Genomic DNA, 21,498 nt, shown 5'->3' on the forward strand with positions numbered 1-21,498 from the left:
CCAGGCGCCCGCAGGCTCCCGGCCGGTCCCAACTCCTAGATCTCGCCTCGCAGTTTGGCGAGCGCCTCGGCGAGGATCGCCTCGCCGTCCGCGTCGCTGCGCCGCTCCCGTACGTACGCGAGGTGCGTCTTGTACGGCTCGGTGCGCGGCGGGTCCGGCGGGTTGTCCCGGTCCTGACCGGCCGGGAAGCCGCAGCGCGGGCAGTCCCAGGTCTCGGGCACCTGCGCGTCGCTGGCGAAGCTGGGCTGCGTCTCGTGCCCGTTGGAGCACCAGAAGGAGATGCGCAGACGCGGCGCGGACTCGCCGCGCTCGGCCTCGCCCATCGGCCCCGCCCCGACCCGGCTACCTCGGATCGCGTTGCCACTTGCCACGGTCGTAACTCCCTGCGTGATGGTGCCGCGAAGCGAGTCGGCGTGTCGCTTCGTTGCGAGCGCCTCAGTCTACGTAAGGCCCAACGCGCGTCCAGTGGTGGGAGTTACCGCCCCAGCACCTAGACGCAAGCCCCATGATAGGCCGCGCTCAGGTGCGCGTACCGAACATGGGGCCTTACGTACAGATTGTGCGTGTGTGCGAGTCGCGGATCAGCTGTTCGTCTTCATCACGATGCCGAGGACGATGATGCACGCGAGCCACAGCAGACCGATCACCAGGGTGATCCGGTCCAGGTTCCGCTCGGCGACCGAGGAACCACCGACGGAGGACTGCATACCGCCACCGAACATGTCGGAGAGGCCGCCGCCCTTGCCCTTGTGCATCAGCACCAGCAGCATCAGCAGCAGGCTGAAGACGATCAGGGCGATCGAGAACCCCAAAACCACGGCTGGACCAACTCTCTCGGATTCGGATGAACGACTCTGGTGAACCACGGGGACAAGGCAGCTGACCGCCTTGTCCCCGCAAGGGTACGACGGATCGTCCCCGGGGCCTACTCGCTCACCCCGATCACTGGTCGCGGAAGCGCACGATCTTGACGAATTCGTCCGCGTCCAGCGAGGCACCGCCCACCAGAGCGCCGTCGATGTCGGCCTGCGCCATGATCTCGGCCACGTTGCCGGCCTTGACGGAGCCGCCGTACTGGATGCGGACCTGGTCGGCCAGCTCCTGGCTGTACAGCTCGGCGAGCTTGGCGCGGATCGCGGCGCAGACCTCCTGGGCGTCCGGGGCGCCGCAGACCTTGCCGGTGCCGATGGCCCACACGGGCTCGTAGGCGATCACGACGGTCTCGGCCTGCTCGGCCGGGAGGTCCTTGAGACCGCCCTCCACCTGGGCCAGGGTGTGGCCGACGTGGTTGCCCGCCTCGCGGACGTCCAGCTCCTCGCCGACGCACAGGATCGGGGTCAGACCGTGCTTGTAGGCGGCCTTGACCTTGGCGTTCACGATCTCGTCGGTCTCGGCGTGGTACTGGCGGCGCTCGGAGTGGCCGATGACCACGTACGTGCACTTCAGCTTGGCCAGCATGGGGCCGGAGATCTCGCCGGTGTAGGCGCCGGAGTCGTGCGCCGAGAGGTCCTGGGCGCCGTACTTGATCTTGAGCTTGTCGCCGTCGACCAGGGTCTGCACGGAACGCAGGTCGGTGAAGGGCGGCAGGACGGCGACCTCGACGGCCTCGTAGTCCTTGTCGGCCAGGGCGAAGGCGAGCTTCTGGACGTGCGCGATGGCCTCGAGGTGGTTGAGGTTCATCTTCCAGTTGCCCGCCATGATCGGCGTGCGCGTGCTCATGTAGGTCAGTCCTCCAGTGCGGCGAGGCCGGGGAGCGTCTTGCCCTCGAGGTATTCGAGGGAGGCGCCGCCACCGGTCGAGATGTGTCCGAACGCGTTCTCGTCGAAGCCGAGGATGCGCACGGCGGCTGCGGAGTCCCCGCCGCCGACGACGGTGAAGCCCTTGGACTCGACGAGGGCCTGGGCGACCGCCCGGGTGCCCGCGGCGTAGTCCGGGTGCTCGAAGACGCCCATGGGGCCGTTCCAGAAGACGGTGGCGGCGTCGGCGAGCTTAGAGGCGTACAGCTTGCTGGTCTCCGGGCCGATGTCCAGGCCCATCTGGCCGGCCGGCATGGCGTCCGCGGCGACCGTGCTGGGGTTGGTGTCAGCCTTGGCGGACAGGTCCGGGAACCCGGGAGCGACCAGGGTGTCGACGGGCAGCACGATCTCCACGCCGGTCTTCTCGGCGCGCTCCAGGTACTCGGTGACGGTCGCGAGCTGGTCCTCCTGGAGGAGGGAGCTGCCGACCTCGTACCCCTTGGCCTTGAGGAAGGTGTAGACCATGCCGCCGCCGACGAGGATGCGGTCGGCCTTGCCGAGCAGCTGGTCGATCACGGCGAGCTTGTCGGAGACCTTCGCGCCGCCGAGCACGACGACGTAGGGCCGCTGGACGTCCTCGGTGAGCTTCTTCAGGACGCCGACCTCGGTGGCGATGAGGTAGCCGGCGTAGTGCGGCAGCCGGGCCGGGAGGTCGTAGACGGAGGCGTGCTTGCGGTGCACGGCGCCGAAGCCGTCGCCGACGTAGACGTCGGCCAGGGCGGCGAGCTGGTCGGCGAACTCGCCGCGCTCGGTGTCGTCCTTGGAGGTTTCGCCGGCGTTGAAGCGCAGGTTCTCGACGACCGCGACCTGGCCGGGCTCAAGGCCCCGCACCGCGTCGTGGGCGGCGGGGCCGACGGTGTCCTGGGCGAACGCGACCGGGGCGCCGAGCAGTTCGGCGAGCCGCTCGGCGGCCTGGAGCAGCGAGAACTTCAGGTCCGGGGCGCCCTTGGGGCGGCCCAGGTGGGAGGCGACGACCACCTTGGCGCCCGCGTCGGCGAGGGCCTTGACGGTGGGCAGGACGGCGCGGATGCGGCCGTCGTCGGTGATGAGACCGTCGGCCATCGGCACGTTGAGGTCGGCACGGACGAAGACCCGCTTGCCGTCGACCCCTTCGGCGAGGAGTTCGTCGATCGTCTTCATGGTTGGGGACTCCTACAGGAGGGCTCTTGATCGTACGAGGACTGATCGAACCGTATGCGGCCGGGTCGATCCTTACGCGCGTCAGGGCCCGGGCGGCGCGACCGTGCGCTGCCCGAGCCCTGCTACCGCATCGTGGTGCCTGTTCGGCCGATCAGAGCTGTTCGCCGACGAAGACCGTGAGGTCGACGAGGCGGTTGGAGTAGCCCCACTCGTTGTCGTACCAGCCGAGGATCTTCACCGTGTTGCCCTCCTGGACCATGGTCAGGGAGGAGTCGAAGGTGCAGGAGGCCGGGTCGCCGACGATGTCCGAGGAGACGATCTCGTCCTCGGTGTACGCCAGGTAGCCCTTCAGGTCGCCGTCCTCGGAGGCCTTCTTGAACGCGGCGTTGACCTCGTCCTTGGTGACCTCGCGCTGCAGCGTCACGACCAGGTCCGTGGCGGAGCCGGTCGGGACCGGGACGCGCATGGCGATGCCGTCCAGCTTGCCCTTGAGCTGCGGGAGGACCAGCGCGGTGGCCTTGGCGGCACCGGTGGTGGTCGGGATGATGTTCTCCGCGGCGGCCCGCGCGCGACGCAGGTCCTTGTGCGGGAAGTCCAGGATGCGCTGGTCGTTGGTGTACGCGTGCACCGTCGTCATCAGGCCCTTGACGATGCCGAAGTTCTCGTCGAGGACCTTGGCCATCGGCGCCACACAGTTGGTGGTGCAGGAGGCGTTGGAGATGACGTGGTGGTTGGCCGCGTCGTACTTGTCCTGGTTGACACCCATGACGATGGTGATGTCCTCGTTCTTGGCCGGAGCCGAGATGAGGACCTTCTTGGCGCCGCCCGCGATGTGCTTGGCGGCGTCGTCCTTGTTGGTGAAGATGCCGGTCGACTCGATGACGATGTCGACGCCCAGGTCGCCCCACGGGATGTCGGCGGGGTTGCGCTCGGACAGCACCTTGATGGTGTGGCCGTCGACGGTGATCGTGTCGGCGGTGTGCGACACCTCGGCCTTGAGGCGGCCGAGGATCGTGTCGTACTTCAGCAGGTGTGCGGTGGTCGCGGTGTCACCCAGGTCGTTGACAGCCACGATCTCGATGTCAGCGCCCTGCTCCAGCAGCGCGCGGAAGTAGTTGCGACCGATACGACCGAAGCCGTTGATGCCTACGCGGATCGTCACGAACCGATCTCCTCGTTGGTACGCCGGCCATGCGGTGCCGGCGAGCTGTATTTGGGATGTCCCCGACCACCCATGACCCTACCTCCCTGAGGCTTCCGCGGTGACATCCAGATGCCCCATACACGGCGAGGCGGTCCGTACCCGCCAGTAGGGGTACGGACCGTCTCGGATCGGTGGTCGGATAGCACCGTTTTGTCACGAAATGCCGACCCGTATTCGCCGCCCTTTCACTCGTTCGTGAGCGGGTCGGCTCACTTGTCGCCTGCCGTCGGCGTCAGTTGTCGAGTGCTGTCAACGCCTTCTTCACCAGAGCGGCACGATCGGCCGCGGAACCGACCTGTTCCAGGCCGAAACCGAGCAGCACGGTGCGATCGGTGGTGACCGCTCCGTACGTCCGGAACAGCGTCCCGGTGCGCTCCCAGTCCTTGAGGACGGCCGGGCTGCCCGCGGGCGGGCCGGCCACGCTCCAGGGGCCGAGGGAGGTCTCGAAGCCCTCGGTCTCGGTGGCCGCGCCGCCGAGCACGAGCGAGGCGTCGTCGAGAAGGACGCCGTGCCCGCCGGTGCTCGGGTCGGTGATGTAGCCGATGGAGATCTCGACGGTCTTCCCGGCGTACGCGCTCAGGTCGAAGCTCACCGGCTGCCAGCCCGCCGAGCTGCCGGTGAAGCTGTTCCAGGAGCCGCTGGTGCCGCTCGCGGTGCACCGGCCGTCCGCGATGGTCAGGTAGTGCTTCAGCCACGGGTGCTCGGCGATCAGGAAGCCCGCCCCGCACTCGCTCGGTACGGCACTGCTGGTGGCGCCGCCCTTGTCCGGCAGGGTCGTCCAGTCGTCGGCGCCGACGACGTGCGCCTCGACGACCGCGTGGTCGTAGCCGGGTTCGGTGTCCCACAGCAGCCTGGCGCCGAGGGTCGGCTGCTGGGACGCGGTGACACCGGTGAGGTCGATGGTGCGGGTGAGGCGCTTGTAGGAATCGTCGGTGTGGACGGCCGCGGCCATGTACGACCCGGAGTACGGCCCGTACGGGTTGACGGTGCCGGCGAACTGGCCGGCGCCCGCGCTGGCGAACTGGGGGTACGTGCCGGGCGAGAGCTCGTCGGAGGTGACCGCGTAGGTCCCGGCCTTGTCGAGGGGGTTGGCGGCGGTGCCGCTCAGGGGCCCGCTGAAGCCGTCCAGGGTGCCGGAGCCGGTGAAGCCGGTGGCCCCGGGTGTCGAGGTACGGGAGTAGGCGCCCAGGTAGTACTGGCTGAAGTCGTCCGACGGGGTGCCGTCGGCAAGGTTCACGCTGCCGCCGGCCAGTTCGCCGGCCTCGATCAGCTTGCCGCCCTCGTTGAGGTAGGCGCGCAGCTGGAGCTGGGTGTCGTTGCCCGGACCGCTCGTACCCGAGTAGTGGACGACGGTCTTGAAGTGCTTGAGCACGCCGAGCGCGTCGGGCGCGCCCTGGGTCGCGACGTCCCAGACGACCGCCTTGTGCCCGGCCGCTTTCAGCGCGTCGACGTAGGTCTGCGCCTGGGTGGCCTTGGCGCCCTCCTCGGCGACCACCAGGGTGTCCGCCTTGGGCAGCTCGGCGACGGTGTACGTGAAGTGCGGGCCGGAGACCTTCTTGCCGCTCTTCGTCTCACCGGTGGACCACACCTCGACCTTGTCGCCCGGGTCGCCGTCCTTCACCTTGGCCCGGTACTCGTCGAAGTAGAGGTTGTCGTCGCCGCCGTAGGTCTCGCCGCCCTTCCAGCGCTTCAGCGCCATGTCGAGGGTGCGGCCGCCGTTGACGCGATACTTGAGCTCCTTGTCGCGGATCGCCTTGCGGACGACGACCGAGACCTCCTGGTCGGCACCGCGCGAGTACGACGTGGCGAACGTCGCCGGGGTGAAGTCGGCGGCACTCAGGCCCACCGAGGAGACCGGCTGGTCGGGGTGGGCGGCGGTCTCGGCGACGGAGAGCGCGAAGGGGATGTTCTTCTCGAACTCGTCCTGGATCAGCTTCTCGTCGTCCGGGTAGTTGAAGACCGACTGGCAGTCGGCGGCGTTCCAGGCGTCGTTCGGGTCGATGTTCGAAGCGGTCTGACAGGTCGACATCTCGGGGGTGAACATCGCCATGCCGTTGACGTTCGACGCGTGCCCGTCCGCCTCGCCGTTGGTGGTGTACAGCTCCGAGGAGACCTGCGAGTGGTAGCCGGGGATCGCCGGGTTGTCCGGGGTGCCGGCGAGCGCCTTGTAGAGGACGTCGTCCGGGGTGGGCGTGGCCACCTGCCAGCCGACGCCGTAGAGGAGGAGTTCGGCGGCGGAGTGGTAGTTGATGCCGTACGTGAACCCGATCCGCTTCTCGAAGTCGTCCAGCGCCTTGGTCTCGGGCTCGGACTCGGGGCTCGCGCCGCGGTAGGTCTCGCTGGTGGGGTTGGGGGACGATCCCTCGTCGTCGTAGCCCCACTTGTAGCCGAAGTTGCGGTTGAGGTCGACGCCGTCACCCGTGCTGATGACCCCGTCGCCGTTGACGTCCCGCAGGTTCTTGCGCCACAGACGGGTGTCGGAGTTCTGGAAGGTGTAGTCGTAGCCGTCGGGGTTGGCGGACAGCACGAACCACAGCTCGGTCGAGTCGACGATCTTCTTGATGCGCTTGTCGGTGCTGTAGTTGTCCAGGTAGTAGTGCATCAGCCGGCGGGTCATCTCCGGCGTGATCCATTCGCGCGCGTGCTGGTTGGACACGTACAGCACGGACGGCCTGGAGCCGTCCTTCGACTTCTTCGCGCCCTTGGTCAGTTTGAGCGCGAGGATGTCCTGCCCGTCGACCGTCCTGCCGATGGATTCGACCTTGGTGAGACCGGGGTTGGCCTGCGCGGTCGCGAGGATCTCCTGTTCGAGACCGCCGGTGCCGCTGTACGGGCGGAACACGCCCTGGGAGGCACCCTCGACCCGGGCCTCCGCCTTGGCCGACACCGTGTGCTCGGTGAGGTCGACGCCCTGCTTCTCCAGCTTCTTCGCCTGCTGGTCGGTCAGGTACAGCTCGACTTCCGTCTTTCCGGATCCGGTGACCTGGTCGCCGAGTTCGTTGCCGTCCTGCCCGGCTTCGAGCAGGAGGGGAATCTGTTTCCTGGTGACGTCGGCGTGGAAGACCTTGACCTGGTCGGGGTCGGGTTTCGCCGAGCTTGCGGTCTGCGCCTGGGCCATGGGTGCGAGTGCGGCCGAGCCGATCAGGAGCGCGCCGACAGCGAGGATCGATCTCGCTCTGTGTCTCATGAACCCCCCTAGCAGTGGTTCGCCACGGCGGCGAACTCCTGCCAGGCTCATGACACTTCATGATCCAGTCAAGGGCGCCTCATGGCCAGTTCACGGTGGCTTAAAAGGGACGTAAACACCGGTGCCGACGGCCGTCGTGACCATCGGCACCGGTGGGGTGACGGTGCCTCAGCCTGCGAGGTTGTCGGCCAGTTCCTCGGAGAGGTTGGCCTCGGTGCCCGGGATGCCCAGATCGGACGCACGCTTGTCGGCCATCGCGAGCAGCCGGCGGATCCGTCCCGCGACGGCGTCCTTGGTGAGCGGCGGGTCGGCGAGCGCACCCAGCTCCTCCAGGGAGGCCTGCTTGTGCTCCATGCGCAGCCGGCCGGCCGCCGCAAGGTGCTCGGGCACCTCGTCGGCGAGGATCTCCAGGGCTCGCTGGACCCTGGCTCCGGCCGCGACGGCGGCGCGAGCGGAGCGGCGCAGGTTGGCGTCGTCGAAGTTGGCGAGGCGGTTCGCGGTGGCGCGGACCTCACGGCGCATCCGGCGCTCCTCCCAGGCCAGCACCGACTCGTGCGCGCCGAGGCGGGTCAGCAGGGCGCCGATCGCGTCACCGTCACGGACGACCACCCGGTCCACCCCGCGCACCTCACGGGCCTTCGCGGCGATGGACAGCCGGCGGGCGGCGCCGACCAGCGCCAGCGCGGCCTCCGGGCCCGGGCAGGTCACCTCCAGGGAGGAGGAGCGGCCGGGCTCGGTCAGCGAACCGTGCGCCAGGAAGGCGCCGCGCCAGGCCGCCTCCGCGTCGCAGGTGGCTCCGGAGACGACCTGCGGGGGCAGGCCCCGGATCGGCCGGCCCCGGCCGTCCACCAGACCCGTCTGGCGGGCCAGCTGGTCGCCGCCCGCCACCACCCGCACGACGTACCGGGAGCCGCGGCGCAGCCCGCCGGGTGCCATCACGATCAGCTCGGAGCTGTGACCGAAGATCTCCAGGATGTCCCGCTTGAGGCGCCGGGCCGCCATCGCGGTGTCCAGCTCCGCCTCGATCACGATGCGCCCGCTCACCAGGTGGAGGCCGCCCGCGAACCGCAGAATGGCGGAGACCTCCGCCTTCCGGCAGCAGGTCCGGGTGACGGGTAGCCGGGAGATCTCGTCCTTCACCGCTGCCGTCATCGCCATGGGCCGATCCTTCCATGCATCCGAAAAATACGGTCGTACGCGGCGGCCAACAGCTCCGGGTCGTGCCGGGGTGAACCGTCGGTCCGGGCCACGGGGCTCAGCTCGACCGCGGCTCCCAGCCGCTTGGCGGCCTCGGTGAGCGAGTCGCGGTCGGGCACGGCGGCCTCGTCGGCCAGCACCACGTCCAGGGCGAGTTTAGGGGCGTGTCGCCCCAAAACCTCCAAATGACGCTGCGGTGAGAAGCCTTCGGTTTCTCCCGGCTGCGGTGCCAGGTTCAGCGAGAGGACCTTGCGGGCCTTGGTCTCGGTCAGCGCGTCCAGCAGATCGGGGACGAGCAGGTGCGGGATCACCGACGAGAACCAGGAGCCGGGGCCGAGCACCACCCAGTCCGCGTCCAGGACGGCCGCCACCGCCTCCGGCACGGCCGGCGGGTCGTGCGGCACCAGGTGCACGGACTGCACCTCGCCGGGCGTGAGCGCCACGGTGGCCTGCCCGCGGACGAGGTCCACCTCCTCCGGCCGCTCCGGGTCGTGCCCCTTGACCAGGGCCTGCAGCTCCAGCGGCACGGCGGACATAGGCAGCACACGCCCGTGCGCGCCGAGCAGCCTGCCGACCAGGTCCAGGGCCTGGACGTGGTCGCCGAGCTGCTCCCACAGGGCGACGATCAGCAGATTGCCGACCGCGTGCTCGTGCAGGTCGCCCTTGGACTGGAAGCGGTGCTGGATGACACGGGCCCAGGTCTGCCCCCACTCGTCGTCACCGCACAGGGCGGCGAGGGCCTTGCGGAGATCACCCGGCGGGAGCACACCCAGCTCGTCGCGCAGGCGCCCGCTGGAGCCGCCGTCGTCGGCCACGGTGACGACGGCGGTGAGGTCGCCGGTGATCCGCCGCAGGGCTGCGAGCGAGGCGGACAGGCCCATGCCGCCGCCGAGGGCGACCACCTTGGGCTGGGCACCGCGCCGGCGCGGCCGGGCGCCGCGGGCCTCGACGGGACGGCCGGCACGGGACTCGGGCACCATCCGGCGCAGCCTGCTCAGCCGTGGACTGCGCTCGGTCACTCGCGCCCCATGTCCCGGTGCACGACTACGGTCTCCACTCCCTCGGCGGCCAGGCGGGCAGCGAGCTTCTCGGACACGGCGACCGAGCGGTGCTTGCCGCCCGTGCAGCCGATGGCGATCGTCACGTAGCGCTTGCCCTCCCGCCGGTACCCCGTCGCGATCAGTCGCAGCAGCTCGGCGTAGCGGTCGAGGAACTCCTTGGCGCCCGGCTGGTTGAAGACGTACGCCGACACCTCCTCGTTGAGGCCGGTGTAGGGGCGCAGCTCCGGCACCCAGTGCGGGTTCGGCAGGAACCGCATGTCGGCGACCAGGTCGGCGTCGACCGGCAGGCCGTACTTGAAGCCGAACGACATCACCGTCGCCCGCAGCTCGGGCTCCTCCTCGCCGGCGAACTGGGCGTCCATCTTGGCGCGCAGCTCGTGCACGTTGAGGCTGGAGGTGTCGATCACCAGGTCGGCGTCGCCGCGCAGCTCACGCAGCAGCTCCCGCTCGGCGGCGATGCCGTCGACGATCCGGCCGTCGCCCTGCAGCGGGTGCGGGCGGCGCACCGACTCGAAGCGGCGGACCAGGGCGTCGTCGGAGGACTCCAGGAAGACGATCCGGCGGGTGACGCTCCGGCTGTCGAGGTCGGCGAGGGACTCTCGCAGGTTGTCGAAGAAGCGCCGGCCGCGCACGTCGACGACGACCGCGATCCGCGCCACGTTGCCCTGCGAGCGGGCGCCCAGCTCGACCATGGTGGGGATGAGGGCCGGCGGGAGGTTGTCCACGACGAACCAGCCGAGGTCCTCCAGGCACTTCGCCGCCGTGGAACGGCCGGCTCCCGACATGCCGGAGATGATCACCAGCTCGGGGATGGCCGCCTCCGGCACCCCGGCAGCGGTGGCGTCCGTACTCACTTCTGCTCCGTTTTCCTGGTCCGCTTCGGCTTGCGCTTCCTGCGGCTGATCCTGGCGCGCCTCGATGTGGGTTTCCTCGGGCTCGCCCTGCGTTTCGCTGAACGCCGGATCTCGCTGTGCTGTGGGCTGTGCGTCGTGCTCGGTCATCTCTCCTGGCCCCGTCGATCGTCCGGGGCGCCCGCGGGTACGGGCTCCCCCGAGGCGTCCGCCGTCGTCTCGGGCGCCTCGTCTTCCCTGTCATCCATGATCTCTCCGGTCGCCGTGTTCACGGCGGGTGCGGCCGGGGCCGCCTGGGCGAGTGCCACGGCGATGGTCTCGGCCGTCTTGCGGCCTATCCCGGGCACTTCCTGGATCTGCTCGATTGTGGCGGACCGCAGCTTCTTCACCGAGCCGAAATGCTTGATCAACGCCTGTTTCCGGGTCTCGCCGAGCCCCGGTACGTCGTCCAGGGGGCTGGAGCGGAAGCGCTTGGCCCGTTTGGTGCGCTGGTAGGTGATGGCGAAGCGGTGCGCCTCGTCACGGATGCGCTGGAGCAGGTAGAGGCCCTCGCTGGTGCGGGGCAGGACCACCGGGTCGTCGTCCTCGGGCAGCCAGACCTCTTCGAGCCGCTTGGCGAGGCCACAGACGGCGATGTCGTCGATACCGAGCTCGTCGAGCGCCCGCTTCGCGGCGGCGACCTGCGGCCGGCCGCCGTCGACGACCACGAGCTGGGGCGGGTAGGCGAACTTCCTGGGACGGCCGTCCTCGTCCTTGAAACCGTTGACGGGCCCGGCGTCGGGGTCGGTGCGGGGGTGGCTCTCACTGTGGGTACGGGTTTCGGAGGCCGTGGCGGTGCCGGAGTCCGTGCCGGCGTCCTCGGCGCCGTCCTCCGCCCATTCGCCGGTCCGCTCCTTGTCGGCGAGGTAGCGGCGGAAGCGGCGGGTGATCACCTCGTGCATGGAGCGCACGTCGTCCTGGCCGGCGAAGCCCTTGATCTGGAAGCGGCGGTACTCGCTCTTGCGCTGCAGGCCGTCCTCGAAGACGACCATGGAGGCCACCACGTCGTCGCCCTGCAGGTGCGAGATGTCGTAGCACTCGATGCGCAGCGGGGCGCTGTCCAGCTCCAGGGCGTCGGCGATCTCCTCCAGCGCGCGCGAACGCGTGGTGAGGTCGGAGGCGCGCTTGGTCTTGTGGAGGGCGAGCGACTGCTGGGCGTTGCGCTGCACGGTCTCCATCAGGGCCTTCTTGTCGCCACGCTGCGGGATGCGCAGCGAGACGTTCGACCCGCGGCGGTCGGTGAGCCATTCCTGGACCGGCTCGACCGGCTCGGGCAGGGCCGGGACCAGTACCTCCTTGGGGACGGCGTCACCGGTCTCCTCGCCGTAGAGCTGCTGGAGGGCGTGCTCGACGAGGGCACCCGTGGTGACGTCCTCCACCTTGTCCGTCACCCAGCCGCGCTGGCCGCGCACGCGTCCGCCGCGGACGTGGAAGATCTGGACGGCCGCCTCCAGCTCGTCCTCCGCGACGGCGATGAGGTCGGCGTCGGTCGCGTCGGCGAGCACGACCGCGTTCTTCTCCATGGCCTTCTTCAGGGCCTCGATGTCGTCGCGCAGCCGGGCGGCCCGCTCGTACTCCATCTCCTCGGCGGCGTCCGTCATCCGCTGCTCCAGACGGCGGAGATAGGTGCCGGTGCGGCCGGCCATGAAGTCGCAGAACTCCTCGGCCAGTTCGCGATGCTCCTCCGGCTCGATCCGGCCGACGCAGGGGGCCGAGCACTTGCCGATGTAGCCGAGCAGGCAGGGGCGGCCGGTGCGGGCGGCGTTCTTGAACACGCCGGCCGAGCAGGTGCGCACCGGGAACACGCGCAGCAGCAGGTCGACGGTGTCCCGGATCGCCCACGCATGGCCGTACGGCCCGAAGTAGCGCACGCCCTTCTTCTTGTGACCGCGCATCACCTGGACCCGCGGGAACTCCTCGTTCATCGTCACCGCGAGGTAGGGGTAGCTCTTGTCGTCGCGGTACTTCACGTTGAAGCGGGGGTCGTACTCCTTGATCCAGGAGTACTCCAGCTGGAGTGCCTCGACCTCCGTGGACACCACGGTCCACTCCACGGACGCTGCGGTGGTGACCATCGTCCGGGTGCGGGGGTGCAGGCTCGCCAGGTCCTGGAAGTAGTTCGCCAGGCGCTGGCGCAGGCTCTTCGCCTTTCCGACGTAGATCACCCGGCGGTGCTCGTCACGGAACCTGTACACCCCGGGAGTGTCCGGGATCTGTCCCGGCTTGGGGCGGTAGCTGGAGGGGTCGGCCATGTCTCACACCCTACTGGCGAGCACCGACACCGCGACGAGCCTGTGGACAACCGTGGGCGGACGGGGCCGGGCGGGGCGGCGGGGGCGAGGGCGGGAGCCAGGGGGGGCACCAGGGCTCCGGATGCAGAGCCGACGGGACGGAGCGGCCGGGACAGGGCGGCTGGGACAGGGCGGCCGGGTCTGCGGGACAGGGAGGGGTACCAGGCCTGCCTGGGGTTTCGGACGCCCGGCCGAGTGGGCGGCAGGGCTTCGCGGCCGGTGAGCAGGGGCAGCTCGGCGGCCCAGCACCGGCGGCAGGCCGGGGACAGCGGCGGACGGCGACGCACGGTCGGAAGTCGGTGCGGGGACTGCGCGCCTCCGGGCGAGCACAGCGCGCAGCCGGCCCCCGCGGCCGGCGGCTCGCGGTCTGCCCACCTGGCGGGCGGATCGCGGAATCGGACACCTCGGCGACGTCGCGAGCCGTTCCGGCGCACCCCGGACGCGGACCCGGTGGGCAACCGGCCCGGCGCGGCTCCGCCGCTCGGGACGGATCTTGCTCCGCTTCCTCCCCAAATCGACCCCTCACCCACGAACGATCCCCGGCCTCCTGGCCGAGAGCGGCACGGCCACGCCCGCACCCTCCGGCCGGTGGGCGGGGGTGCGCCCCGGCCAGGTGGGCGCCCGGGACCGGCCGAAGGTGTTGTCGGGGATTGGTCAACACGCTTCAATGCGGGGGAACTCGGGGCCGTGAGCGACGGCCTGCGGACGCGGCCCGCCCAGGTGCGGCCGCCTCGGCGCCGACGGGGTGGCCCCGAACCGCGCCAACGGCCTGACCAGCCGTTGAACCCCCCGACAGAAAGGCCCCCTGCATGCGGCACGGCACACAGCACGCGGACGTCGCGACCGCGGAACTGGACTCGGTCCTGCGCGGCGGCCCCTTCCACGTGGCCCTGCGCGCCGCGATCGCCGCCCGCGGGCTGCCGCTCCAGCGCGTGCAGCACCACCTGTCCCGCTACGGCGTCAAAGTGGGCGTCACCAGCCTGAGTTACTGGCAGCAGGGGGCCCGCCGACCGCAGCGCCCGGAGTCGCTGCGGGCCGTCCGCGCGCTGGAGGAGATACTCCAGCTCCCGGACGAGTCCCTGATCCGGCTGCTCGCCGAGACCACCGACCAGGAGCCCGCCGCGCGCCGCCCCGCCGCCCGCTCCTACCGCTCCCTGATCGAGGCCTGCGACGTCCTCGACCGGCTGCAGAGCGAACTCGGCTGGTCTCTCGACGGCGGCCTGCACACCCTGGGACACCACGAGCGGGTGCGGATCGGCGCCCACCGTGAACTGGCCGCCCGCGAGTCGCAGCACATCGTGCGCGCCCACCGGGACGGCGTCGACCGCTTCGTGGCCGTCCACCACGGCGACCCCGGCTGCGCCCCGCAGCACATGACCGTGCGCGCGCTGGAGAACTGCCGCGCGGGTCGTGTCCGTGCGGACGAGGAGACCGGCCTCCTCGTCGCCGAACTCCTCTTCGGCACGCGTCTGCGCTCCGGCGACACCTTCCTCTTCCGCTACGCCGTGGAGGACGGCACGGCAGGTGTCTCACGCGAGTACGTCCGCGGCTTCGGCTTTCCGGGCGGCCAGTACACCCTTCAGGTGCGTTTCGCCACCGACGCACTGCCGACCCGCTGCCACCGGTTCGCCCAGCACTCGGCGGCGGCCCCCCGCAGCGGCCGCCAGACCCTGCCGCTGAGCGGGCTGCACCGCTCCGTCCACCTGGTCGAGCCCCGGGTACGGCCGGGACTGCTGGGGATCGGCTGGGACTGGGAATGAACCGGCGCCGGCACCCGGTCCTCGGGTCAGGCGCCGGGTCCCGCCACGATCCGGCCGTTCGACTCCTTGACCGGCAGTTCGTTCAACGGCTCGGTGGCCGGTGACCGCACCACCTTCCCGGTCACGGCGTCGAACTCGCTGCCGTGGCAGGGGCAGACCAGGGTCGTGCCCTGGAGCCTGTCGATCGGGCACCCCGCGTGCGTGCAGACCGTGCTGTACGCCTTCAGCACGCCTGCGGCGGACCGGCTGACGACCACGTTGTGCTCCCGGTGGAGCCGGGCGCCGCCCTCGGCGACCTCGCTCCCGGCTCCGAGGTCGACGGGCGCGGTAGGTGTGGCGTCCGCCGTGGCCGCACCGCCCGGTGCCTTGCAGGCGGCCGCCCCCAGTCCGGCGACCGATGTGACGACCGCTCCGCGCAGGAGGGTACGGCGGCTCGTGAAGGGGCGGGCTGGCACGAGGGGCTCCAGGTGGATCGGGGCGGGCGGTACGGGGCGCCGGGAGACAGCCGCCCCGGACCGTGCGGGAAGACCCTACCTGGGCGGATCGTCCCGCTTCGGGGTGGGGGCGTAGCAGGGGGCGGGACTCGCTCGATAGCGCGTAAACGCTTGCGCAAGCGTTTACGCGGCCGCGTCGGATGGGGTAGCTTCCAGCCGAAGATCCCGCGGCGGCGAACGGGAACCGACGTGCCGATCCGGAACCGCCGGCCCGAGCCGGAACCACCGAGCCCTCGCCCGGAGTAGGGAGCGGGGAGCCGGGAGCGACAAGGGGAGCCTCATGCCCACCATGGCCGACGTCGCCCGCAGCGCCGGTGTCTCCGTGGCGACCGTCTCCCATGTGCTGAACGAGACCCGCCCGGTGCTGCCCCACACACGTCAGGCCGTGCTCGACGCCATCGAGGAACTGGGCTACACACCCAACACCCTCGCCCGCTCCCTGGTCACGTCCCGCACCCGCTCCATCGGGCTCGCGGTGTCCGCGATCAGCAACCCCTACTTCACGGAGATCCTCCAGGGCGTCGAGGCAGCCGTCCTGGAGCACGGCTACAGCCTGCTCATCGCCGACCCGCACGACGACCCCGAGCACGAACGCAAGGTCGTCCAGCTCCTCCACGAGCGCCGCGTCGACGGCCTGATCGTCGTTCCCTCCGCCGACCCGCGCGCACTCCTCGCCTACCTCGGCCGCCACGCCGTACCGACCGTCCTCCTCGACCGGGTCGTCGACGGCCGTGCGGACACGGCCTCGCCCTTCGACCAGGTCTGCGCCGAGAACAGCGAGCCGACGGCCCGGCTCGTCACCCACCTGGCCGGTCTCGGGCACCGCCGGATCGGTCTGGTCGCGGGGCTGCCCGGGCTGAGCACCACCGGCGAGCGGGTCGCCGGCTACCGACGGGGGCTGACCGCGGCCGGGCTGCCGCAGGACGAGGACCTCATCGTCCCGGGCAATTCGGAGTCGGCGGCTGCCGAGCAGGCCACCGCCGCCCTGCTGGCGCTCGCCGCCCCGCCCACGGCACTGGTCACCGCCAACAACGCGATGACCATCGGCGCCCTGCGCGCCCTGCGCACGCGGGGCCGTTCCGTACCGGACGACATCGCCCTGTGCTGCTTCGACGACTTCGCCTGGGCCGACCTTTTCTCACCCAGGCTCACCGCCATCGCCCAGCCGAGCAGGGAACTCGGCGCCGAGGCGGTCCGGGTGCTCCTGGAACGGCTGGCCTCACCCGGCAGGCCCGCGCGGACCGTACGGCTCCCCTGTGCCTTCGTGCACCGGACGTCGTGCGGGTGCCGGGAGGAGGACACCACCGCAGACCCCGCTGGTACCCGTAGCACTCCCAGGTACCCGTAATGCCCCAGCGCCCTTCAGTACCCCGGGAAAGGAACCCTCTCGTGATCGTCGTCGCCGGTGAAGCCCTGATCGATCTGGTACCGCAGGGCACGGGCGCCCTCGCGGCCCTGCAGCCGGCGCTCGGCGGCGGCCCGTACAACACCGCCGTGGCCCTCGGCCGCCTGGGCTCCGCCACCGCGTTCTGCTCCCGCGCCTCCGGCGACGCCTTCGGCGAGGCCCTGCTGGACGGGCTGCGGCGGGCGGGTGTGGACGTCTCCCTGGTGGAGCGCGGGCCGGAACCGACCACCCTCGCGGCCGCCACGATCGACCCACGGGGGTCCGCCGCCTACTCCTTCTACGTCGAGGGCACGGCCGATCGCCTGTTCACCGCCCCCGCCGGCCTCCCCGCAACGACCCGGGCGGTCTCCTTCGGCACGCTCTCGCTCGTCCTGGAACCGGGGGCGAGCGCCTATGAGGAGCTGATGCGCGACGCGGCCGGGCAGGGCCTGTTCACCGCACTCGACCCGAACATCCGGGCGGGTCTGATCGCGGATCCGGACGCCTACCGGGCCCGGTTCAAGAGCTGGCTGCCCTCGGTGACCCTCCTCAAGCTCTCGGAGGAGGACGCCCTGTGGCTGGGCGGCACCCCGCACGAATGGCTGGCGGCGGGGCCCTCGGCCGTGGTGATCACTCACGGCGGTGACGGTCTCAGCGCTTTCACCCGCGACGGTACCGTGTACGCCGTCCCCGGTGAGGAGGTCGCCGTCGTGGACACGATCGGCGCCGGTGACACCGTGAACGCGGCTCTGCTGCACGGTCTGGCAGTCCAGGACGCCCTGTCCGCCGAGTCGCTCCTGGGACTGGACGCCGACGGGTGGACGAGGCTGCTGCGCTTCGCGGCGCGTGCGGCTGCGATCACGTGCTCCCGGGCGGGTGCGGAACCGCCGTACGCCTCCGAACTCGAAGGCTTCGCTCTCTGACTTCGCTGTTGAGGAGTCAAGGTCCTTCGTGGCCGCGGAAATCCGGCGGCTGTTCGTGGAACGTGCGGCGCCCCACGGGAAGTTCCCGTGGGGCGCCGCACTTTTCTGGATTTTTCCCAACCCGTCGCCCAGCGGCCTCAGGCCTTGCGGGCCCGCGTCGCCTTCTTCGCGGGAGTCGCCTTCTTCGTGGCTCCGGCCGCCTTCTCCGTGGCCGCGTTGTCGGCGGTCGTGGCGGTCGCCGTCTTTCTGACCGTCGACTTGGCCGCGACGGTCTTCTTCGCCGCGACCGTCTTCTTCGCCGCGACGGTCTTCTTCGCCGCCGTGCTGCGCGGCGCCTTCACCGAACTGGCGTCGCTGATGCGGTCCGCGCCGAGGATCTCGCGCAGGAACTTGCCGGTGTGGCTGGCCGGGACTGCCGCGACCTCCTCGGGCGTGCCCTCGGCGACGACGAGTCCGCCGCCGGCGCCACCCTCCGGACCCATGTCGACGACCCAGTCCGCGGTCTTGATCACGTCGAGGTTGTGCTCGATGACGATGACCGTGTTGCCCTTGTCGACCAGGCCCCCGAGGACCTTCAGCAGCTTGCTGATGTCCTCGAAGTGCAGACCGGTGGTGGGCTCGTCCAGGACGTAGACCGTGCGGCCGGTGGAGCGCTTCTGCAACTCGCTGGCGAGCTTCACACGCTGCGCCTCGCCGCCGGACAGGGTGGTCGCGGACTGGCCGAGGCGGACGTAGCCGAGGCCGACGTCCTTCAGGGTGTTCAGGTGGCGGGCGATCGACGGGACGGCCTCGAAGAAGGCCGTGGCCTCCTCGATCGGCATGTTCAGGACCTCGGAGATGGACTTGCCCTTGTAGTGGACCTCCAGGGTCTCCCGGTTGTACCGGGCACCGTGGCAGACCTCGCACGGGACGTAGACGTCCGGGAGGAAGTTCATCTCGATCTTGATGGTGCCGTCGCCCGCGCAGTTCTCGCAGCGGCCGCCCTTGACGTTGAAGGAGAAGCGGCCGGGCAGGTAGCCGCGGACCTTCGCCTCGGTGGTCTCGGCGAACAGCTTGCGGATGTGGTCGAAGACGCCGGTGTACGTCGCCGGGTTCGACCGCGGGGTGCGGCCGATGGGCGACTGGTCGACGTGCACGACCTTGTCGACGAGGTCGTCGCCGTCCACGCGCGTGTGCCGGCCCGGGACGTTCCGCGCGCCGTTCAGCTCGCGGGCCAGGTGCGTGTACAGGATGTCGTTGACCAGCGTCGACTTGCCGGATCCCGACACGCCCGTGACGGCCGTGAAGACGCCCAGCGGGAAGGACACGTCGATGTCCTGGAGGTTGTTCTCGCGGGCGCCGTGCACGGTGAGCCGGCGGGAGGGGTCCTGCGGGCGGCGGATGTCGGGCAGCGGGATCGCCTTCCGGCCCGACAGGTACTGGCCGGTCTGCGACTCCTCGTTCGCCAGCAGCTCCTTCAGGGAGCCGCTGTGCACGACCTTGCCGCCGTGCTCGCCGGCGCCGGGGCCGATGTCGACGACCCAGTCGGCGACCTTGATGGTGTCCTCGTCGTGCTCGACGACGATGAGCGTGTTGCCCATGTCGCGCAGCCGGACCAGGGTCTCGATCAGCCGGTGGTTGTCGCGCTGGTGCAGGCCGATCGACGGCTCGTCGAGGACGTACAGGACGCCGACGAGGCCGGAGCCGATCTGGGTGGCCAGGCGGATGCGCTGGGCCTCGCCGCCGGAGAGGGTGCCCGCCGCGCGGTTCAGCGAGAGGTAGTCCAGGCCGACGTCGACCAGGAACTTCAGCCGCTCGTTGACCTCCTTGAGCACGCGCTCGGCGATCTTCTTGTCGCGCGCGTTGAGCCTGAGCTCGCCCAGGAAGTCGGCGCAGTCACTGATGGACATCGCCGAGACCTCGGCGATCGACTTGTCCATGATCGTGACCGCGAGGACGATCGGCTTCAGGCGCGTGCCCTGACAGGTCGGGCAGGGCACCTCGCGCATGTAGCCCTCGAAGCGCTCGCGGCTGGCGTCGCTCTCGGCCTCGCTGTGCCGGCGCTTGACGAACGGCACGGCGCCCTCGAAGGGCGTGGTGTACACGCGCTCGCGGCCGTACCGGTTGCGGTAGCGGACCTCGATCTGCGTCTTGTGGCCGTAGAGCAGGGCCTTCCTGGCACGCTGGGGCAGCCCCGCGAAGGGGATGTCGGTGCGGAAGCCCAGCGCGTCGGCGAGGGCGCCGATCAGGCGGCCGAAGTAGTCCTTGGTGTGGCCGTGCGACCAGGGGTGGATGGCGCCCTCGTCGAGCGACTTGTCCTCGTCCGGGACGATCAGCTCCGGGTCGACCTCCATGCGGGTGCCGATGCCGGTGCACTCGGGGCAGGCGCCGAAGGGCGAGTTGAAGGAGAAGGAGCGGGGCTCCAGCTCCTCGAAGGACAGGTCGTCGTACGGGCAGTACAGGTGCTCCGAGTACATGCGCTCGCGCTCCGGGTCGTCCTCGGGGAGGTCGACGAAGTCGAGCACGACCATGCCGCCGGACAGGCCGAGCGCGGTCTCCACGGAGTCGGTGAGGCGGCGCTTGGCGGTGTCCTTCACCGTGAGGCGGTCGACGACCACCTCGATGGTGTGCTTCTCCTGCTTCTTCAGGGTCGGCGGCTCGGAGAGCTGGATGGTCTCGCCGTCCACGCGCGCGCGGGAGTAGCCCTTGGTCTGCAGGTCGGCGAAGAGGTCGACGAACTCGCCCTTGCGCTCGCGCACCAGTGGCGAGAGCACCTGGAAGCGGCTGCCCTCCGGCAGCTCCAGGACCTTGTCCACGATGGCCTGCGGCGACTGGCGGGAGATCGGGCGCCCGCACTCGGGGCAGTGCGGCTTGCCGATGCGCGCGAAGAGCAGCCGCAGGTAGTCGTAGACCTCGGTGATGGTGCCGACCGTCGAGCGCGGGTTGCGCGAGGTCGACTTCTGGTCGATGGACACCGCGGGGGACAGGCCCTCGATGAAGTCCACGTCCGGCTTGTCCATCTGCCCGAGGAACTGGCGGGCGTACGAGGAGAGCGACTCCACGTAGCGGCGCTGGCCCTCGGCGAAGATCGTGTCGAAGGCCAGGGAGGACTTGCCCGACCCGGACAGACCCGTGAAGACGATGAGCGAGTCACGAGGCAGGTCGAGCGAGACGTTCTTCAGGTTGTGCTCGCGCGCGCCACGGACGATGAGACGGTCGGCCACAGCCGGTCCGCACCTTTCTTGAGAGAAGTGACAGGGGCAGGGCCCCGTGCTTCTTCAGACTAGGGGGAGCCACTGACAACGCCGGTCGGATTCCTGGATGCGTAAACAATCCCGGACCATCCAGCATGCCCGACGCCGCCACCGACGATATAGCACGCGCATTCGATTTACGGAGCCCGTGCGAAACCTTCACCCGAACGTGTGGCGGGGCTACTGTCAGCCCCATGATTGATCACGCTCATGACCTGGCGTCTGTACACGAAGCGACCGAACGGCTGCTCACCGCAACCGCCGCACTGGACAACGCGGCCGGAGCGCGACCGTCACGGCTGCCCGGCTGGACGGTCGGTCACGTCCTGGCCCACCTCGCCCGCAACGCGGACGCGCTCGGCAACGCGCTGGACGGACGTCCCATGTACGTCTCCGCCGAGGCGCGGGACGCCGACATCGAGCGGGACGCACCGCGCGCGCTGGACACGCAGCTGGCAGACCTGCGTGTGAGCCATGACGGATTCCGGGCCCGGGCGGCCGAGCCCGCGGACTGGACGCGCACGGTGGAGCTGCGCAACGGGGTCACCGACACCGCGGCCCGGGTGCCGTTCCGTCGCTGGGCCGAGGTCGAGCTGCACCATGTCGATCTCGGCATCGGGTACGAGCTGGAGGACCTCCCGGCGGAGTTCACCGAGCGGGAGATCGACTTCCTGGCGGACCGCTTCGGCGGGCACCGGGAGGTCCCACCGACCGGTCTGCGCAGTGACGGCGGCCAGGTCTGGACGACGGGCGGCGGCGCGCCGGGCGGACCGATCGCCGTCGAGGGCTCCACCGCCGACCTGCTGGGCTGGCTCGCGGGCCGCCGCGACGGCTCGGCCCTGGCCGTGAAGGGCGGCGCCCTGCCCGTGCTTCCACCGCTGTAGCGCGCGTGCGGCGCGCGGCACATCGGCACGCGCTCCCCGCTATAGGCTGACCGC

Annotated in this window: 16 protein-coding genes; 4 read left to right on the top strand and 12 right to left on the bottom strand. The window is 70.5% G+C overall.

All coding sequences use genetic code 11. The features are described from left to right. Positions 1-35 precede the first annotated feature (35 nt). The 10 genes from ACIQVL_RS00920 to uvrC form a co-directional block, all read right to left on the bottom strand. The gene (locus tag ACIQVL_RS00920; RefSeq protein WP_003976875.1) at positions 36-371 is read right to left on the bottom strand and encodes an RNA polymerase-binding protein RbpA; all 336 of its coding nucleotides are present in this window, start codon (positions 369-371) and stop codon (positions 36-38) included. A gap of 210 nt (positions 372-581) precedes the next feature. Then, positions 582-818, bottom strand: coding sequence for a preprotein translocase subunit SecG (gene secG, locus ACIQVL_RS00925; protein ID WP_393808218.1), 237 nt, complete (start codon positions 816-818; stop codon positions 582-584). 124 nt (positions 819-942) lie between these two features. Continuing rightward, on the bottom strand, positions 943-1,719 hold the full coding sequence (tpiA, locus tag ACIQVL_RS00930; RefSeq protein WP_403435185.1) for a triose-phosphate isomerase: 777 nt from the start codon (positions 1,717-1,719) through the stop codon (positions 943-945). 5 nt (positions 1,720-1,724) lie between these two features. After that, a complete protein-coding gene (locus ACIQVL_RS00935; RefSeq protein WP_403435183.1) occupies positions 1,725-2,936 on the bottom strand; it encodes a phosphoglycerate kinase in 1,212 nt (403 codons plus the stop codon). A gap of 151 nt (positions 2,937-3,087) precedes the next feature. Beyond that, on the bottom strand, positions 3,088-4,098 hold the full coding sequence (gene gap / locus ACIQVL_RS00940) for a type I glyceraldehyde-3-phosphate dehydrogenase (RefSeq protein WP_403435181.1): 1,011 nt from the start codon (positions 4,096-4,098) through the stop codon (positions 3,088-3,090). A gap of 274 nt (positions 4,099-4,372) precedes the next feature. Continuing rightward, positions 4,373-7,327, bottom strand: coding sequence for a M14 family zinc carboxypeptidase (locus tag ACIQVL_RS00945; protein WP_403473924.1), 2,955 nt, complete (start codon positions 7,325-7,327; stop codon positions 4,373-4,375). Between the two features lie 168 nt (positions 7,328-7,495). Then, positions 7,496-8,485 carry a DNA-binding protein WhiA gene (gene whiA / locus ACIQVL_RS00950; RefSeq protein ID WP_089100932.1) on the bottom strand — a complete coding sequence of 330 codons (990 nt, stop codon included), beginning with the start codon at positions 8,483-8,485 and terminating at the stop codon, positions 7,496-7,498. Further along, positions 8,476-9,543, bottom strand: a complete 1,068-nt coding sequence (yvcK, locus tag ACIQVL_RS00955; protein WP_403435177.1) for a uridine diphosphate-N-acetylglucosamine-binding protein YvcK — start codon at positions 9,541-9,543, stop codon at positions 8,476-8,478. The genes whiA and yvcK overlap by 10 nt, the downstream gene beginning before the upstream one ends. Then, positions 9,540-10,586 carry an RNase adapter RapZ gene (gene rapZ / locus ACIQVL_RS00960; protein ID WP_403435175.1) on the bottom strand — a complete coding sequence of 349 codons (1,047 nt, stop codon included), beginning with the start codon at positions 10,584-10,586 and terminating at the stop codon, positions 9,540-9,542. Before rapZ ends, yvcK begins: the two co-directional genes overlap by 4 nt. Then, entirely contained in the window at positions 10,583-12,727 is a 2,145-nt protein-coding gene (uvrC, locus tag ACIQVL_RS00965; RefSeq protein ID WP_403473925.1) for an excinuclease ABC subunit UvrC, read from the bottom strand. The genes rapZ and uvrC overlap by 4 nt, the downstream gene beginning before the upstream one ends. Before the next feature lie 848 nt (positions 12,728-13,575). Between uvrC and ACIQVL_RS00970 the strand changes: the two genes are divergently transcribed. Beyond that, positions 13,576-14,526 (top strand): hypothetical protein, encoded by a 951-nt coding sequence (locus ACIQVL_RS00970; protein ID WP_403435171.1) that lies wholly within the window; start codon positions 13,576-13,578, stop codon positions 14,524-14,526. 26 nt (positions 14,527-14,552) lie between these two features. Here the strand turns inward: ACIQVL_RS00970 and ACIQVL_RS00975 are convergent, their stop codons facing one another. Further along, positions 14,553-14,981, bottom strand: coding sequence for a Rieske (2Fe-2S) protein (locus ACIQVL_RS00975; RefSeq protein WP_403473926.1), 429 nt, complete (start codon positions 14,979-14,981; stop codon positions 14,553-14,555). Positions 14,982-15,300: 319 nt separating this feature from the next. Between ACIQVL_RS00975 and ACIQVL_RS00980 the strand changes: the two genes are divergently transcribed. Then, the gene (locus ACIQVL_RS00980; RefSeq protein WP_403473927.1) at positions 15,301-16,368 is read left to right on the top strand and encodes a LacI family DNA-binding transcriptional regulator; all 1,068 of its coding nucleotides are present in this window, start codon (positions 15,301-15,303) and stop codon (positions 16,366-16,368) included. Between the two features lie 41 nt (positions 16,369-16,409). After that, entirely contained in the window at positions 16,410-17,327 is a 918-nt protein-coding gene (locus ACIQVL_RS00985) for a carbohydrate kinase (RefSeq protein ID WP_403473928.1), read from the top strand. 137 nt (positions 17,328-17,464) lie between these two features. Here ACIQVL_RS00985 and uvrA read toward each other — a convergent pair whose 3' ends face one another. After that, complete coding sequence (uvrA, locus tag ACIQVL_RS00990) at positions 17,465-20,530, bottom strand: excinuclease ABC subunit UvrA (RefSeq protein WP_403473929.1); 3,066 nt, start codon at positions 20,528-20,530, stop codon at positions 17,465-17,467. 224 nt (positions 20,531-20,754) lie between these two features. On the opposite strand from uvrA, the gene ACIQVL_RS00995 reads away from it, so the two are divergent. Beyond that, a complete protein-coding gene (locus ACIQVL_RS00995) occupies positions 20,755-21,444 on the top strand; it encodes a maleylpyruvate isomerase family mycothiol-dependent enzyme (RefSeq protein ID WP_403473930.1) in 690 nt (229 codons plus the stop codon). Positions 21,445-21,498: the final 54 nt, after the last annotated feature.

This window comes from Streptomyces sp. NPDC090499 (assembly GCF_044769305.1).
In the GTDB taxonomy this organism is placed as follows: domain Bacteria; phylum Actinomycetota; class Actinomycetes; order Streptomycetales; family Streptomycetaceae; genus Streptomyces.

Bases quoted from the DNA above. Each gene is read 5' to 3' on its own strand.
- ACIQVL_RS00935 (WP_403435183.1), bottom strand. From the start codon at position 2,936: ATGAAGACGATCGACGAACTCCTCGCCGAAGGGGTCGACGGCAAGCGG.
- whiA (WP_089100932.1), bottom strand. From the start codon at position 8,485: ATGGCGATGACGGCAGCGGTGAAGGACGAGATCTCCCGGCTACCCGTC.
- ACIQVL_RS00970 (WP_403435171.1), top strand. From the start codon at position 13,576: ATGCGGCACGGCACACAGCACGCGGACGTCGCGACCGCGGAACTGGAC.
- uvrC (WP_403473925.1), bottom strand. From the start codon at position 12,727: ATGGCCGACCCCTCCAGCTACCGCCCCAAGCCGGGACAGATCCCGGAC.
- ACIQVL_RS00980 (WP_403473927.1), top strand. From the start codon at position 15,301: ATGCCCACCATGGCCGACGTCGCCCGCAGCGCCGGTGTCTCCGTGGCG.
- ACIQVL_RS00995 (WP_403473930.1), top strand. From the start codon at position 20,755: ATGATTGATCACGCTCATGACCTGGCGTCTGTACACGAAGCGACCGAA.
- tpiA (WP_403435185.1), bottom strand. From the start codon at position 1,719: ATGAGCACGCGCACGCCGATCATGGCGGGCAACTGGAAGATGAACCTC.
- rapZ (WP_403435175.1), bottom strand. From the start codon at position 10,586: ATGACCGAGCACGACGCACAGCCCACAGCACAGCGAGATCCGGCGTTC.
- ACIQVL_RS00945 (WP_403473924.1), bottom strand. From the start codon at position 7,327: ATGAGACACAGAGCGAGATCGATCCTCGCTGTCGGCGCGCTCCTGATC.